Annotated in this window: 10 protein-coding genes; 5 read left to right on the top strand and 5 right to left on the bottom strand. The window is 64.2% G+C overall.

The annotated features are described in order from the left end of the window. Positions 1 to 48: 48 nt before the first annotated feature. Positions 49 to 1,665: a bifunctional phosphoribosylaminoimidazolecarboxamide formyltransferase/IMP cyclohydrolase gene (gene purH / locus NKJ57_RS20410; RefSeq protein ID WP_023728703.1), complete on the top strand. Its 1,617-nt coding sequence runs from the start codon at positions 49 to 51 to the stop codon at positions 1,663 to 1,665. Positions 1,666 to 1,782: 117 nt separating this feature from the next. Here the strand turns inward: purH and NKJ57_RS20415 are convergent, their stop codons facing one another. Continuing rightward, entirely contained in the window at positions 1,783 to 3,162 is a 1,380-nt protein-coding gene (locus NKJ57_RS20415) for an MFS transporter (protein ID WP_023728704.1), read from the bottom strand. 262 nt (positions 3,163 to 3,424) lie between these two features. After that, positions 3,425 to 8,215, bottom strand: a complete 4,791-nt coding sequence (locus NKJ57_RS20420) for an NAD-glutamate dehydrogenase (protein ID WP_352512139.1) — start codon at positions 8,213 to 8,215, stop codon at positions 3,425 to 3,427. Between the two features lie 131 nt (positions 8,216 to 8,346). Between NKJ57_RS20420 and NKJ57_RS20425 the strand changes: the two genes are divergently transcribed. Continuing rightward, on the top strand, positions 8,347 to 8,910 hold the full coding sequence (locus NKJ57_RS20425; RefSeq protein ID WP_352512137.1) for a peroxidase-related enzyme: 564 nt from the start codon (positions 8,347 to 8,349) through the stop codon (positions 8,908 to 8,910). A gap of 26 nt (positions 8,911 to 8,936) precedes the next feature. Here NKJ57_RS20425 and NKJ57_RS20430 read toward each other — a convergent pair whose 3' ends face one another. Further along, positions 8,937 to 9,548 carry a LysE family translocator gene (locus tag NKJ57_RS20430; protein ID WP_352512136.1) on the bottom strand — a complete coding sequence of 204 codons (612 nt, stop codon included), beginning with the start codon at positions 9,546 to 9,548 and terminating at the stop codon, positions 8,937 to 8,939. Positions 9,549 to 9,689: 141 nt separating this feature from the next. On the opposite strand from NKJ57_RS20430, the gene NKJ57_RS20435 reads away from it, so the two are divergent. Continuing rightward, positions 9,690 to 10,724: an L-idonate 5-dehydrogenase gene (locus NKJ57_RS20435; protein ID WP_352512135.1), complete on the top strand. Its 1,035-nt coding sequence runs from the start codon at positions 9,690 to 9,692 to the stop codon at positions 10,722 to 10,724. Between the two features lie 340 nt (positions 10,725 to 11,064). Next, positions 11,065 to 11,694: a DUF1062 domain-containing protein gene (locus tag NKJ57_RS20440; RefSeq protein ID WP_352512133.1), complete on the top strand. Its 630-nt coding sequence runs from the start codon at positions 11,065 to 11,067 to the stop codon at positions 11,692 to 11,694. 55 nt (positions 11,695 to 11,749) lie between these two features. Here the strand turns inward: NKJ57_RS20440 and typA are convergent, their stop codons facing one another. After that, positions 11,750 to 13,579 (bottom strand): translational GTPase TypA, encoded by a 1,830-nt coding sequence (typA, locus tag NKJ57_RS20445; protein WP_352512131.1) that lies wholly within the window; start codon positions 13,577 to 13,579, stop codon positions 11,750 to 11,752. Between the two features lie 197 nt (positions 13,580 to 13,776). Between typA and NKJ57_RS20450 the strand changes: the two genes are divergently transcribed. Beyond that, positions 13,777 to 14,055 (top strand): hypothetical protein, encoded by a 279-nt coding sequence (locus tag NKJ57_RS20450; protein ID WP_023753187.1) that lies wholly within the window; start codon positions 13,777 to 13,779, stop codon positions 14,053 to 14,055. A gap of 100 nt (positions 14,056 to 14,155) precedes the next feature. On the opposite strand, the gene NKJ57_RS20455 is transcribed toward NKJ57_RS20450, so the two are convergent. Next, positions 14,156 to 15,439, bottom strand: a complete 1,284-nt coding sequence (locus tag NKJ57_RS20455; RefSeq protein ID WP_352512130.1) for an MFS transporter — start codon at positions 15,437 to 15,439, stop codon at positions 14,156 to 14,158. Positions 15,440 to 15,441: the final 2 nt, after the last annotated feature.

The raw sequence follows: 15,441 nt of genomic DNA on the forward strand, positions 1-15,441 counted from the left end.
CTACGGCCCGGCAACGCTCTCCAATCAGCCCTGAAAGGCCGCCAGCCCATGGCCGTCGCCGCCAAGAACATTCCGGCACCCGACCTCGTTCCGGTCCGCCGCGCCCTGCTTTCCGTCTTCGACAAGACCGGCCTGACCGACTTCGCCAAAGGGCTGGTCGCGGCCGGCGTCGAGCTGGTCTCGACCGGAGGTACGGCAAAGGCGATCGCCGAGGCGGGGCTGGCGGTGCGTGACGTCTCGGAACTGACAGGCTTTCCCGAGATCATGGACGGCCGCGTCAAGACGCTGCACCCGTCGGTGCATGGCGCACTGCTCGGCGTGCGCGACGATCCCGAACACGCCAAGGCGATGCACGATCACCGCATCGAGCCGATCGATCTGCTCGTCTGCAATCTCTACCCGTTCGAGGAGGTCCGCCGTTCCGGCGCCGACTATGCCGCTGTTGTCGAGAACATCGACATTGGCGGCCCGGCGATGATCCGCGCTTCGGCCAAGAATCACGCCTATGTCGCCATCGTCACCGATCCCGGCGACTACGCCTCGGTGCTGAACGCGCTGGAGATGAACATCGGCTCGCTGTCGCTGGATTTCCGCCAGAAGCTGGCGGCCAAGGCCTTTGCCCGCACCGCCAGCTACGATGCGGCGATCTCCGGCTGGTTCGCCGAAACGCTTGAGATCGAGCACCCGACCTGGCGCGCCTTCGGCGGCAGGCTGGAAAGCGTCATGCGCTATGGCGAGAACCCGCATCAGAGCGCCGGCTTCTACGTCAATGGCGACAAGCGGCCCGGGGTCGCCACGGCTCGCCAGTTGCAGGGCAAGCAGCTGTCCTACAACAACATCAACGACACCGATGCCGCCTTCGAGCTGGTCGGCGAGTTCGATCCCAACCGCTGCGCCGCCGTTGCCATCATCAAGCACGCCAACCCGTGCGGCGTCGCCGAGGACGCTTCGCTGGCTGCTGCCTATGCGAGAGCGCTGGCCTGCGACCCGGTTTCGGCCTTTGGCGGTATCGTTGCCATGAACCGCATCCTCGATACCGAAGCGGCTCAGGAGATCGTAAAAACCTTCACCGAGGTGATCATTGCGCCGGACGCGTCGGAGGACGCTGTCCGCATCATCGCCGCCAAAAAGAATTTGCGACTGCTGGTCACCGGCGGTCTGCCCGATCCGCACGCCGGCGGCATCACTGTGAAATCCGTCGCTGGCGGCATGCTCGTCCAGGGCCGCGACAACGCGGTGGTCGACGATCTCGAGCTCAAGGTGGTGACCAGGCGCGCGCCGACGGCGGCCGAGATGGCCGACCTCAAATTCGCTTTCCGCATCGCCAAGCACGTCAAGTCGAACGCCATCGTTTACGCCAAGGACGGCGCCACGGTTGGCATCGGCGCCGGCCAGATGAGCCGCGTCGATTCCTCGCGCATCGCCGCCCGCAAGGCGCTCGACGCGGCGGAAGCAGCTGGCCTCGCGGAGCCGTTGACCAAGGGCTCGGTGGTCGCCTCCGACGCTTTCTTCCCTTTCGCCGACGGGCTGATCTCAGCCATCGAAGCCGGCGCCACGGCGGTGATCCAGCCCGGCGGCTCGATGCGCGACGACGACGTCATCGCCGCCGCGGATGAACATGGCATCGCCATGGTGTTTGCGGGCGTGAGGCATTTTAGGCATTAGGCGCCGAGGCGGATGAGGGGTGTTTCAGCGGAGTGAGACGTTGGTGTCTTCTGGAACACCGCTCATCCGTCGCCTGCGGCGACACCATCTCCCACAAGGGGAGAAGGAAGAGCCGCGCTATTCCACCGGCTGATCCGCCGGGTACGGCGTCCAGATCAATATCGCGATCCCCACGCCGAGGAACAGCACGATTGCCGCCATGCCCAGCCGCGCCGAGCCGCTGGCGAGCGTGATCGACGCCACCATGAACGGCGCCAGGAAACTCGTCGCCCTTCCGGCCAGCGCATAGATGCCGAAATAGCGGCCGGATTCGGCTGCGGTCACGCTGCGCGCCATGTAGGAGCGTGACGACGCCTGCACCGGTCCGAACGCCAGCCCGATCAACAGGCCATAGAAAATGTAGGCCTTTTCCGCCGCCGTGCCGAACAGGCCGCCACTATCGGCTCCCGGCATCATCCAGGCGCCGAACAGCGTGTAGCCTGGCCCGGTGGAAACGATGCCGATGGTGGCGATGCTGAGCAGGACGAGCGAAATCATCACGATGGTCTTGGAGCCAAGCGCGGTGTCCAGCCATGCGGCAACCAGGCAGCCGACGATGGCGACGACGTTGAGAATAATGCCGAACATGCCGATCTCGGTGATCGACCAATGGAACATCGCTGCCGCAAAGGTGCCGCCCAAAGCGAGCAGCGCATTGACGCCGTCCTGATAAATCATGCGGGCGACAAGGAAGCGGAAGATGCCTTTGCGCCGGCGCACTTCAGTCAGCGTCGACTTCAGTTCCGACAGCCCCTCGCGCACCGCCGGCCCGATCGGAATGCCTTTGATGGCGTCCGGCGTGAAGAAGAACATCGGCAGGATGAACAGGAAATACCAGCCAGCCGACAGCGGCCCGGTGGCGCGCGCGTCCTCGCCGAGTTTCGGGTCGAGCCCAAAGAGCGGGTCGATGCCGATGATCGTCTTGCCGGTCTCCGACGAACCCGCCAGACAGGCGACGACAAAGATCAGCGCGATCATGCCGCCGAGATAACCAAGTCCCCAGGCAATGTTGGAGACGTGGCCGATCTCGCTCTTCGGCACCAGGCGCGGCATCATCGAATCGTTGAACACGGTCGAGAATTCCGCCGCGACCGAAGCGAGAGAAAAGAACAGCACCACCAGGAAAAGGTTCGAGCCGGGAGCGGCGAACCATAGCAGGCAAAGGCTGATGATCTTGATCGAGGCGAAGAACGCAATCCACGGCTTGCGCGGCCCGGTCTGGTCGGCAATCGAGCCGAGGATGGGAGACAGCACGGCAATGACCAGGCCCGCAACAGCGATGCCGTAGCCCCAGGCCGCCTGGCCTGAGACCGGATCGCTCGCCATGCGCGAGACGAAATAAGGCCCGAAGATGAAGGTGGTGACGACGGTGAAAAACGGCTGCGCCGCCCAGTCGAAGAACATCCATCCCCAGATGCCGCGCCCGGATGCCCGCTGCACTGTTTCTACCGCCGCCATGATGATTCCCCCGGACACCGCGCTTGTCGGACGCCATGTCTGCATGTTTCGAATGCTCATGCAAACCGCCAAAGATTCGCGCTGCCCCTCACCTGGATGTCGCCGCTGTCTACCTGCATAGAGACGCGAAGAAAGGCGCCGCGCCTCTACCTCCCCCTTGTGGGGACGTCGGACCGAAGGTCCGGGTGGGGTCGGTGCCGCACCCCCACCCCGCTGCTTCGCAGCGACCCTCCCCACAAGGGGGAGGGTAAAGTCCCGAGCCTCACATCCCCGTCAGATCGCTCATCAACCCCGAAGCCACCGACAGCCTGGACACGGTGATATCCCCGCCTTCGGTCAGCGCCTGCAGCCGCTCGCGAATGCGCGCCACGCGCTCGCCGCCGGCTTCCAGCCAGGCCGCCACAGGATCCGCCGTCCCGGCATGGCCGGCGAGAGCCGCCACCGCGATGCCGCGCCGCGCCGCGCCGATCGTGTCGGTGGCGCGCGACAGCGCCAGCTGGTCGTAATAGTCCGACGGCGTGATAGAACGCGCCGCCTCTTCGACGCGCGGAATGCGGAAGGCATCGCTGACGGCGAAGAACGCCTTGGCCGAGGCGACGACGTCGGCATTGGCCGTGCGCGCCGTCAGTGCGATGTCCGGGATCAGTCCCGCCACATCGGCCATTGCCAGCTGCCCGGCGAGCTTTTCCGGGGCGCCGGCCTTGAAGAGGCCGTGCCGCTGCTCCTCGACCCGCTCGCGCGAGAAGGCCGGTAGCAGCGAGAGCAGCTTCGGCTCCAGCGCCATGCGCGCCTCTTGCAGTTCGGCAATGCGCTGGCCGAGCGCTGCGGTGCCGGCATCGTTCTTCAGATACCAGCCGCTGGTCACGAAGATAAGCCGGCTGACGGACTGGTAGAGATCGAGCTGCGCCTGGCCGTCGATGTGGCTGTCCAGCGCATGGATCTCCCGATAGAGCGCCGGCAACGCGAAGCCGTCGCGCACCACGGCGAAGGTGCGCACCACGTCGGCCGCGCTGCGCCCCGTGGCTTCCTGCAGCCGGTTGACGAATGACGGTCCGCCGCGATTGACGAGATCGTTGGCGACGACGCGGGCGATGATTTCGCGGCGCAGCCGGTGACCATGGATCTCGGCCGCATATTTCTTCGCCATCCGGTCAGGGAAATAGCCCATCAGGTCGCGGTCGAAATGCGCGTCGTCAGGCACGTCGCTGGCGACGATGTCGGAAAACAGCACGATCTTGGCATAGGCGAGCAGCACGCCAAGCTCCGCCCGGGTCAGCGGCTCGCCACGCGCCTCGCGCTCGGCAAGGGCAGCCGGCGACGGCAGCGTCTCGACAGCGCGGTCGAGCAGGCCCCGAGCCTCCAGCGCCGCCATGAACCGGCTCTGGTGCGCGATGTCGGCAAGGCCGCGCTTGCGGGCGATGGAGAGCGCGAGCGTCTGTTCGTAATTGTTGGACAGCACGAGGCCGGCGACCTCGTCGGTCATCTCGGCCAGCAGCTTGTTGCGCGCCGGCCGGGTCAGCGACCCCTTGCGCATGGCGGACGCCAGCGCGATCTTGATGTTGACCTCGACGTCGGAGCAGTTGACGCCGCCGGAATTGTCGATGGCGTCGGAGTTGCAGCGGCCGCCATTCATACCGAATTCGATGCGGGCACGCTGCGTGACGCCGAGATTGGCGCCCTCGCCGATCACTTTGGCCCGGACATCGAGCGCGGTGATGCGGATGGCGTCGTTGGCGCGGTCGCCGACTTCGGCATTGGTTTCGCCCGAGGCCCGTAAATACGTGCCGATGCCGCCGAACCACAGAAGGTCGACGTTCGCCTTGAGGATAGCGGTCATGATCTCGGCCGGGGTCGCGGTGATCTTGGCGAGGCCAATCGCCGCCGCCGCTGCCGCAGGCAGCGTGATCGACTTCTGGCTGCGCGAGACGATGACGCCGCCTTCCGACAGCTTGGTCTTGTCATAGTCCTGCCAGGACGAACGCGGCAGCGCGAACATGCGCTCGCGCTCGGCCATCGACGCCACTCTGTCTGGATCGGGATCGATGAAGATGTCGCGATGGTCGAAGGCGGCGATCAGCCTGGTCTGCGGCGACAGCAGCATGCCGTTGCCGAACACGTCGCCCGACATGTCGCCGACGCCGACGACGGTGAAGGGGGTGGCCTGGATGTCGCGGTTGATCTCGCGGAAATGCCGCTTGACCGCTTCCCAGGCGCCTTTGGCGGTGATGCCCATCTTCTTGTGGTCGTAACCGGCCGAGCCGCCGCTGGCGAAGGCATCGTCGAGCCAGAAACCGTGTTTCTCCGAAATGGCATTGGCGGTGTCGGAGAAGGTTGCCGTGCCCTTGTCGGCGGCGACGACAAAGTAGGGGTCGTCAGGATCGCGCCTGACGACGCCGGCTGGGGGTATGACGCCATCGAGGCCGATATTGTCGGTAATCGACAGCAGGCTGGAAACGAAATTCTTGTAGGCCGAGGTGCCGGCCTCGAAGATGGCGTCGCGGCCGGCGCTCATCGGCAGCTTCTTCGGATAGAAGCCGCCCTTGGCGCCGACCGGCACGATGACGGCGTTCTTGACCTGCTGCGCCTTGACCAGGCCGAGCACCTCGGTGCGGTAATCCTGGGCGCGGTCCGACCAGCGCAGGCCGCCGCGCGCAACCGGGCCGAAGCGCAGATGCACGCCTTCGACCTCGGAACCGTAGACGAAGATCTCGCGCCACGGCCGCGGCGCCGGCAATCCTTCGACCGCTTGCGAGTCCAGCTTGATCGCCAGTGACTGGCCCCGCGCCTTCGTTCCCGCAACGAAATGATTGGTGCGCAACGAGGCTTCGATCAGGTTGAGATAGCGGCGGATGATGGTGTCGTCATCGATGTTGGGGACTTCCTCCAGCGCGTCCTTGATCTTGGCCTTGAGGTGCTTGGCGGCGACGACGCCTTCCGTCTCGGCGGTCGGGCCGAGACGAGCGACGAACAGTGCATGCAGGCCGCGCGCAATGTCGGGATAGCGGTTGAGCGCGGCCGCGATGAAATCCTGGCTCTGCGGGATACCGGCTTGCTGCAGGTAGCGGCCATAGGCGCGCAGAATGCTGACTTCGCCCGACCACAGGCCGGCGGTCTGGGCAAGCCCGTTGTAGCTGTCATTGTCGATGTCGCCGCGCCAGACCGACAGGAACGCGTCCTCGAACAGCGCGCCGCCATCGCTGAGGTCGATCGGCTTGCCGTAGCTGTTCTCCAGTTCCATGTCGTGGACGAAGACGGTGTCGCCGCCGTCCTCGCCAACTTCGAAGGTGCGCTCGCTGATGACGCGGAAGCCGATGTTTTCCAGCACCGGCACGCGACGCGACAACGCTACCGGGCTGCCGTGGTGGTAGATCTTCAGCGCTGCCTGATGCGGTTTCTGCTCGGCATGGCGGTAATAGTCGATGGCGATCGGGTTGGCGGTGCTGATGCCGGCGATGCGCCCCGCATCCTTCAGCGCGATGGCCGCGCTGAAGGAATCGCGATAGCTCTCAGGCAGACGCGCGGCGATCGCCTTCAGCGATGGATCGCCGCCGACGGCTTCCGCGGCTTCGGCCAGCGCGTCGTCCCAGGTTCGCACGATATCGCGGATCGCCGCTTCGATCGCCGCCTGCTCGACCTTCGGCGTCTTGCCGCCCGAGCGGCCGATGATGAAATGCACACGCGCCAGCCCGCCCTCCGGAAACGCCGGATAATAAGCCGACAAACGGCCCTCGAAGACGGTCTTGAGATAGGTGCCGATCTTCTCGCGCACGACGCTGTCATAGCGGTCGCGCGGCACGAAGACGAGGATCGACACGAAGCGGTCGAACTGGTCGGCGCGCACCAGCGCCCGCACCCGCGGCCGCTCGACCAGGCCGAGAATGGCCGCGGCGTGCTTCTTCAGGATCGGCACCGGCACCTGGAACAGTTCGTCGCGCGGATAGCTCTCCAGAACGTTGATCAGTGCCTTGCCGGAATGGTCGTGCCGGTCGAAGCCGGACTTGGCGATGATGGTCTCGGCCTTTGACCTCAGATACGGGATTTTCATCACCGAGCGCGTGTAGGCAGTCGAGGTGAACAGGCCGACCATGCGCAACTCGCCGGCAAGCGCGCCCTTGGCGGTGTAGGTTTTGACGCCGATATAATCGAGATAAATGCGGCGGTGCACCAGCGACTTGGCGTTGGCCTTGGTGACGATCAGCGGCTCCGGCCCATGCAGGAAGGCGCGGATTTCGGGCGTCGTCGTCACCGCCTCGGTGCCGCGCCGGAGCACCAGCACATCCGGGTCGGCGAGGATGCCGAGACCGGGTTTGTCGGCGCGCTCCAGATTGCCGCTCTCCGCGCCGCCGGAATATTTGAACTCGCGCATGCCAAGGAAAGTGAAATTGTCGTCGCGCAGCCATTCAAGGAAGGCGATGGCCTCGGCAACGCTCTTCTTGTCGAGCGGCACGGCGGAATAGCGGAATTCGGAAATCGCCTGGTCGAGACGGGCGAGCATCGGCTTCCAGTCGCTGACGGCGGCGCGCACCTGGTTGAGCATCTTGCGCAGGCGGTCGGCCAGCGCGTCGGCCTGCTCCGCCGTCAGGCGCGGAATATGGACATGGACGACGCTCAGGCGGTCGTGATTGCCATCGTCCTTGAGGGCGCTGCCGTCGCCGAGGATCTCGTCGACGCCGGCCTTGCCGTGACGCACGACGATGACCGGATGGGTGACCAAAGTCGGTTCGCCGGCAGTTTCTGTGATCTCGCCGAGGATCGAATCGAACAGGAACGGCATGTTGTCGTTGACGACTGTGATGATCGTCATCGGGCGGCCCTCGCGGGAGACGCCCGACCCGGCATCGACGGCGACGACACTTTGGCCCTTCTTGTGGGCGGCGACCGCACGTCCTGCCAGGTCGGCGGCGCGCTCCAGGTCGGCGGCGTCATAGGCGGCAATGTCTTCGGCCGGCGCGCGGGCCAGCAGATAGTCGGCGAGCCTGGCCGGCTTCCCGTCGGGTTTCACCCCGGCAGTGGCTGTTTTCTTCGGCTTAGCTGCGGATTTCACGCTCGCCATGTTGTCCTCCCGTCACATGCTTTTACGACTATGGTAGCAGATGACCGCTGTTTGGCGACAAAGGTTTGACGGCTCGATAAGAATTACAGGAATTCGACAGTCAGGCGGCGGTGAACGAAGAGGGAGACCCCATGTCCGGCAAAATCAGCGCACTTGACCTCGGTATCGCGGAACTGAGCGAGGCGACAAAAGCCTATTTCGCCAAATGCGAGGAAAAGCTCGGCCTGGTTCCCAACGTGCTTCTTGCCTATGCCTTCGACGAGAAGAAGCTGCGCGCCTTTACCGACACCTACAATGATCTGATGCTGGGTGAATCCGGCCTGTCGAAGCTGGAACGGGAGATGATCGCGGCCGTCGTTTCCTCGATCAATCACTGCTATTATTGCCTGACCGCGCATGGCGCGGCGGTGCGCCAGCTCTCCGGCGATCCGGCTTTCGGCGAGATGATGGTGATGAACTTCCGCGCTGCCAATCTTTCACCGAAACAGACGGCGATGCTCGAACTCGCCGTCAAGCTGACGGAAGAGCCGGCAAAGATCGTCGAGGCGGACAGGGAAACACTGCGCAACGCCGGCTTCACCAACCGCGACATCTGGGACATCGCCTCGACCGCCGCCTTCTTCAACATGTCGAACCGCGTGGCGGCGGCCATCGACATGCGCCCGAACGACGAATACCACTCAATGGCGAGGTGAAAGTTTCCTTCTCCTCGTAGGAGAGGTCAACGCGCCGCGATGGCCCCGGCAGCGCCGGCCATCGTCGTGGCGCTGATTCGGTTGGCGATCTTCATGGCGCGCTTGCTCTTCAACAGTTTGCGCGCCTGTGAGGCCGCGACGACCCAGGCGAGATCGATGGCGATCAGAACCACCGCCATCGTCGCCGTCAGTTCGACCCAGCCGATGACACTCACCGAAGCGAGGTCGATGATCGTCGGCAGCAGCGCCAGATAGAACATCATGATCTTGGGATTGCCGAGCGTCACCGCCATGCCGGCAAAGAACAGCTTTGTCGCCGAATCCTCGCGCGGCATCTCGCCTTCTTTTGCGTCGACAGGTGCGGTCCACATCTTGAAGGCGAGGTAGGCGAGGTAAGCGACGCCGATCCATTTCACGACGACGAAGGCGAAATGAAACGTCTGCGCCACGACCGCCAGCCCGAACACCGCCAGCGACAACCAGATGCCCTCGCCGATCCACATGGCAAGCAGGAACGGGAACACGTCGCGAAAGCCCTTCGAGATGACGCGGGCGACAAGGGCTGCGATCGACGGTCCGGGCGAACCGGCGGCGACGAACAAAGCGGCGGCGAAGATCAGGAGCGAGGTGAGGTGCATGACGGAGCCTTCGAGCGTTGGATGGCGAAGAATATCCGATCGGCGTCAATTTGGCACCCCTCTGCCTGATGGGCCAACGAACGCGACACATTTCGGAGATCGGACTTGCCCGTGCCAGCGGTTTGAGAAAGGATCGCGGCCGTGAAATCAATCGTCATCCACGCCGCAAAAGACCTGCGCATCGAAGAGTCCGATCCGGGCGTGCTGGGCACCGGACAGGTCGAAATATCGGTCGAGGCCGGCGGCATCTGCGGCTCGGACCTGCACTATTACAATCATGGCGGCTTCGGCGTGGTGCGCCTGCGCGAGCCGATGATTCTGGGACATGAGGTCGCTGGCACGGTGAAGGCACTTGGCGCCGGCGTTTCCAGCCTTGCCGTCGGCGACCGCGTTGCGATTTCGCCCAGCCGGCCCTGCAATGCCTGCCGCTATTGCCTGCAAGGCATGCAGAACCAGTGCCTCAACATGCGCTTCTACGGCAGCGCCATGCCGATGCCGCATATACAGGGCGCCTTCCGCCAGCGCCTCGTCGCGGAGGCCTGGCAGTGCCACAAAATCGCCGACCATGTCTCCATCAACGAAGCCGCCTTTGCCGAGCCGTTCGCGGTAACGCTGCATGCCGTGAACCGCGCCGGTTCGCTGCTCGGCAAGCGGGTTCTGGTCACCGGCAGCGGGCCGATCGGCGCGCTGTGCATCCTGGCGGCGCGCGTCCACGGCGCGCGCGAGATCGTCGTCACCGATGTCATGGACGCGGTTCTGGCCAAGGCCAACGAGATCGGCGCCGACCGCACCATCAATGTCGCCACAGATGCCGACAAGCTCGCTGGCTACAATGTCGAGAAGGGCAGTTTCGACGTCATGTTCGAATGCTCCGGCAATGAGCGCGCGGTGCGAGCCGGGCTCGATGTGCTGAAGCCGCGCGGGGTGCTCGTGCAGCTCGGCCTAGGCGGCGACATGTCGCTGCCTCAGAATCTCATCGTCGCCAAGGAGATCGAAATGCGCGGCTCCTTCCGTTTCCACGACGAGTTCGCGCTGGCCGTCGATCTGATCAACAACCGTCGCGTCGACGTTAAGCCGCTGCTGACCGGCATCTATCCAATGGACGAGGCGGTTGCGGCTTTCGAGATCGCCGGCGACCGCACCCAGTCGATGAAGGTCCAGATCGCATTCAGCTGAACATAGCGGAACCGCGTGAGAGCTTGCATGCACGCCACTTCGTGGCTAGAAGAGCCGTCCCGACATTCATTTCGAGCTTCATTTTGCCTCAGTAACCGCCGGTCTCGCCAACTCCCCTGATCACACTTGGCAGGGCGCCGCATCAAGCGGTGCCTGCTCCATTTCACGTGTTCCTCAGGCGGCGGTTCGAGACCGGTTTGGCACTGCTGAACCGCTGTCGCGCGCTTGTCGCCCGTGACACCTGATTTCCAGAGAACCGCAGCCTCTCGCCACGCCCTGCCCGCCAGGGCATCTCGACATTGCCGACCTGAAGAACTTCCACACTGGAAGGTCTTCCGGCTTGTCCCAACATCTCGCTATCTACTGGGCAATCGCGCCCGAAATCGCACCTCGACCCCTGGTCCACTGCAACCGCTGCAGCGCCGTGAAAGCCTATCGCTGCAGCGACAAATTCCGCGTCAACGCCAATGGCAAACGCATTGATGTCTGGCTGATCTATCGCTGCATCGACTGCGACAATTCGTGGAATTTCGGCATTTTCGAACGCTGCAACCGCCGCGACATCGAACCCGCGCTGCTGGCAGCGCTCGAAAACAACGATCCGGCCCTCGCCCGCCGCCATGCCTTCGATGTCGTGGCGTTGCGAAACCGGGTCGGCCGCGTCGAGGAGTTTCCCGATGTCGCCGTTCACAAACACCGGCTCGGCGGCGAAGGCAGACCCGCAGCCGCGCTTGAAATCAGGCTTGGGCTGGAAATGCCGACATCGCTGCGGCTCGACCGTCTGCTCGCCGGCGAACTCGGCATCTCCCGATCAAGGCTTCAGGCGCTGGAGGAGAAACGATTGCTGGTTGTTGTTCCCGAAGGCGCCAGAGCTTTGCGCAAGCCGGCCCGCGACGGCACGGCGATTCGCATTGACCTGGCCGACGAGCCGGATCGTGAAGCCATCATTTCGGCTGCCGTGGGTGAATGACAAGAGGGGCGAAGCACCGGTGCTTCGCCCCTCTCGAATTTAGACAATCAGACGATTACGCCGCGCCCACAACCTTGGCCGACTTCTCGAAGCGCTTGCGCTCGTTCGGGTCGAGATAGAGCTTGCGCAGGCGGATGGTCTTCGGCGTCACCTCGACCAGCTCGTCGTCCTGGATCCAGGCCAGCGCGCGCTCCAGCGTCATGCGGATCGGCGGCGTCAGCTTCACCGCCTCGTCCTTGCCCGCGGCGCGGATGTTGGTCAGCTTCTTGCCCTTCAGCACGTTCACTTCGAGGTCGTTGTCACGGCTATGGATGCCGATGATCATGCCCTGATAGACCTTGACGCCCGGGTCGATGACCATCGGGCCGCGGTCTTCGAGGTTCCACATGGCATAGGCCACTGCCTCGCCCTGTTCGTTGGAGATCAGCACGCCGTTGGTGCGGCCCGGCAGTTCGCCCTTGTAGGGCTGGTAGGCGTGGAACAGCCGGTTCATCACGGCGGTGCCGCGCGTGTCGGTCAACAGTTCCGACTGGTAGCCGATCAGTCCGCGCGTCGGCGCGTGGAAGACGATGCGCTGACGGTTGCCGCCCGAAGGCCGCAGCTCGACCATCTCGGCCTTGCGCTCCGACATCTTCTGCACGACGATGCCGGCGTGCTCCTCGTCGACGTCGATGACGACTTCCTCGACCGGCTCCAGCAATTCACCGTTCTCGCCCTTCTGCATGACGACGCGCGGACGCGACACGGCGATTTCAAAGCCTTCGCGGCGCATCGTCTCGATCAGCACGGCCAGCTGCAATTCGCCGCGGCCGGAAACGAAGAACGAATCCTTGTCGGGCGATTCCTCGATCTTGAGCGCGACATTGCCTTCGGCTTCTCGCAGCAGGCGGTCGCGGATGACGCGGCTGGTCACCTTGTCGCCTTCGGTGCCGGCGAGCGGCGAATCATTGACCAGGAAAGACATGGTCACGGTCGGCGGATCGATCGGTTGCGCATGCAACGCCTCGGTCACCGCCAGGTCGCAGAACGTGTCGGCGACAGTGCCCTTCGACAGGCCGGCAATTGCCACGATGTCACCCGCCTGCGCTTCTTCGATCGGCTGGCGCTCGAGGCCACGGAACGCGAGGATCTTGGAGATGCGCCCGGTTTCGATCTGCGTGCCGTCATGGTGGAGCACCTTGACCGCCTGGTTGGACTTCAGCGTGCCGCTCTCGATACGGCCGGTAATGATGCGGCCGAGGAACGGATTGGCTTCCAGGATGGTGCCGATCATGCGGAACGGGCCGGGATGAACGGTCGGCTCCGGCACATGCTTGATGACGAGGTCGAACAGCGGCGCCAGGCCCTGCTCCTTCGGGCCTTCCGGATTTTCCGAGACCCAGCCATCGCGGCCAGAACCGTAGAGGATCGGGAAGTCGAGCTGCTCGTCGGTGGCGTCAAGCGCTGCAAACAGGTCGAACACCTCGTTGACCACCTCGACGTGGCGGGCGTCCGGACGGTCGATCTTGTTGATGACGACGATCGGCTTCAGGCCGACCTTGAGCGCCTTGCCGACGACGAACTTGGTCTGCGGCATGGGGCCTTCGGCGGCGTCGACCAGCACGATCGCCGAATCCACCATCGACAGGATGCGCTCGACCTCACCGCCGAAATCGGCGTGGCCGGGTGTGTCGACGATGTTAATGCGGGTGTCCTTCCAGTCGACCGAGGTCGCCTTGGCCAGGATGGTGATGCCGCGTTCCTTTTCGAGGTCGTTGGAATCCATGGCGCGCTCGGCGACGCGCTGATTGTCGCGGAAGGAACCGGATTGCCGCAGCAATTGGTCGACGAGGGTGGTTTTTCCATGGTCGACGTGCGCGATGATCGCGATATTACGAATTTTCATTTTGTGGTCTCGGGAGCGTTGCAGGCAGCAGGCCAAAAGGCGCCGCCTCTTTCGGTTGCGCGGCTCATACAGGGTTTTTCGCAATTGCGAAAGAGGAGGCGCACCACCAAATACTCATCAAATCTTAAGCATCTCGGAGTGAGATGGTTTTGTTAACCAAGGCGGGAACCTTTCTGGGCCCGGGTAGTTCGAAATTCATGACCGACAAACTCAACCGATTTTGGCCCCTCATCGCTTCGGTCGCATTCGCTGCCGTGCTGGCGGCCAATGCCGCTCAATCGGCCGCCACGGTGAAGGAAGCCAATCCGGCTTCGTCGTCCGACCGGACGGCCGAGCAGATGTTTGCCGACGCCCCTGATGGCGTCGACCCCGTGGTCACCGGCCCGGTCAGCGCCTCTTTCAAGCAGAGGCAGCAGGTTGCTGGCTGCGACAGCGCGGTGTGGCCGAAGATTCCGACGGTTTGCTACCCGGACTGACGGTTGCCCATTCCAGGCATAGCGATCCTTCGCACCGACCTACAGGCTTACGCCGACCGCACCGGCGCGAGCGTCACCAGGGGGAGATTAGTACCGCGCCTTACGCCGCTTGCGGCTCCGGATCGAAAGCCGGCCTGCTCGTATTGATTAGCAGCGACAGACACGCAGCCACGATCGCCGTCATGCCGGCGATCAGGAAGGCCAGTTCGTAATTGCCCTGCAATTCGCGCATGGTGCCGCCGAAGGCAGCGGCGGTGGCGGCCCCCACCTGGTGGCCGGCGACGATCCAGCCGAACACGATCGGGCCGCTGCGGTCACCGAACGCCTCGTTGGCGAGCCTGAGCGTCGGCGGCACGGTGGCGATCCAGTCCAGACCGTAGAGCACGGCGAAGATGATCAGGCTGGTCACCGAGAAGCCGGAATAGGGCAGATAGATCAGCGCCAGGCCGCGAATGCCGTAGTAGACGCCGAGCAGCTTGCGCGGGTCGAAACGGTCGGTGAGCCAGCCCGAGAGCGTCGTCCCGATCAGGTCGAAAATGCCCATAAGCGACAGCAGGCCCGCGGCCTGTACCTCGGGGATGCCCATGTCGCCGCAGAAGGAGATCAGATGCGTGCCGACCAGCCCGTTGGTGGTGAAGCCGCAGATGAAGAAGGTGGCGAACAGATACCAGAAGACGCGGGTGCCGGCGGCGCGGCGAAGCGTGTTGAGCGTATGCGCCAGGAAATTGCCTTGCGATGCCGGCGATACCGGCGGCACGTCATCGGCCCCGGCGCCATAGCGCACCATGCCGATCGAAGCGGGACGCTCCGGAACCAACAGCCAGACCAGCGGCAGAAGACAGGCGGTGGCGATCGAGACGGCGGTAGCGACGGGCTGCCAGCCGCCCGACTGGGCGAGCGATGCCAGCAGCGGCAGGAACACCAAGAGGCCGGTGGCGCTGGAGGCCGACATCAGCCCCATCACCAAGCCGCGATTGGTCTTGAACCAGCGGTTGACGATGGTGGCGCCGAGCACGGTGGCGACCGCGCCGGAGCCGATGCCGGAAAACACGCCCCAGGTGAGGAACAGGTGCCAGGGCTCGGTCATCAGTAGGCTGAGCGCGGTCGAGCCCGACATGATCACAAGCGAGGCAAGCAGCGTGCGGCGCAAGCCGATACGCTCCATCAATGCGGCGGCAAACGGCCCGGTCAGGCCGTAAAGGAAGATGCCGATCGCAGCGGCAATCGAAACCGTATCGCGCCCCCAGCCGAAGCTTTTATCCAACGGCAGCATCATCACCGAGGGTGCGGAACGAAGCCCGGCCGCGATCAACAGGCAAAGGAAGATGACGCCAACCACGACGAAAGCGTAGCGCTGGCCAAAGGGACGGGATTGAGCTATCATGT

Source organism: Mesorhizobium sp. M0077, assembly GCF_040322955.1.
Lineage (GTDB): Bacteria > Pseudomonadota > Alphaproteobacteria > Rhizobiales > Rhizobiaceae > Mesorhizobium.

Bases quoted from the DNA above. Each gene is read 5' to 3' on its own strand.
- purH (WP_023728703.1), top strand. From the start codon at position 49: ATGGCCGTCGCCGCCAAGAACATTCCGGCACCCGACCTCGTTCCGGTC.
- NKJ57_RS20415 (WP_023728704.1), bottom strand. From the start codon at position 3,162: ATGGCGGCGGTAGAAACAGTGCAGCGGGCATCCGGGCGCGGCATCTGG.
- NKJ57_RS20420 (WP_352512139.1), bottom strand. From the start codon at position 8,215: ATGGCGAGCGTGAAATCCGCAGCTAAGCCGAAGAAAACAGCCACTGCC.
- NKJ57_RS20425 (WP_352512137.1), top strand. From the start codon at position 8,347: ATGTCCGGCAAAATCAGCGCACTTGACCTCGGTATCGCGGAACTGAGC.
- NKJ57_RS20430 (WP_352512136.1), bottom strand. From the start codon at position 9,548: ATGCACCTCACCTCGCTCCTGATCTTCGCCGCCGCTTTGTTCGTCGCC.
- typA (WP_352512131.1), bottom strand. From the start codon at position 13,579: ATGAAAATTCGTAATATCGCGATCATCGCGCACGTCGACCATGGAAAA.
- NKJ57_RS20450 (WP_023753187.1), top strand. From the start codon at position 13,777: ATGACCGACAAACTCAACCGATTTTGGCCCCTCATCGCTTCGGTCGCA.
- NKJ57_RS20455 (WP_352512130.1), bottom strand. From the start codon at position 15,439: ATGATAGCTCAATCCCGTCCCTTTGGCCAGCGCTACGCTTTCGTCGTG.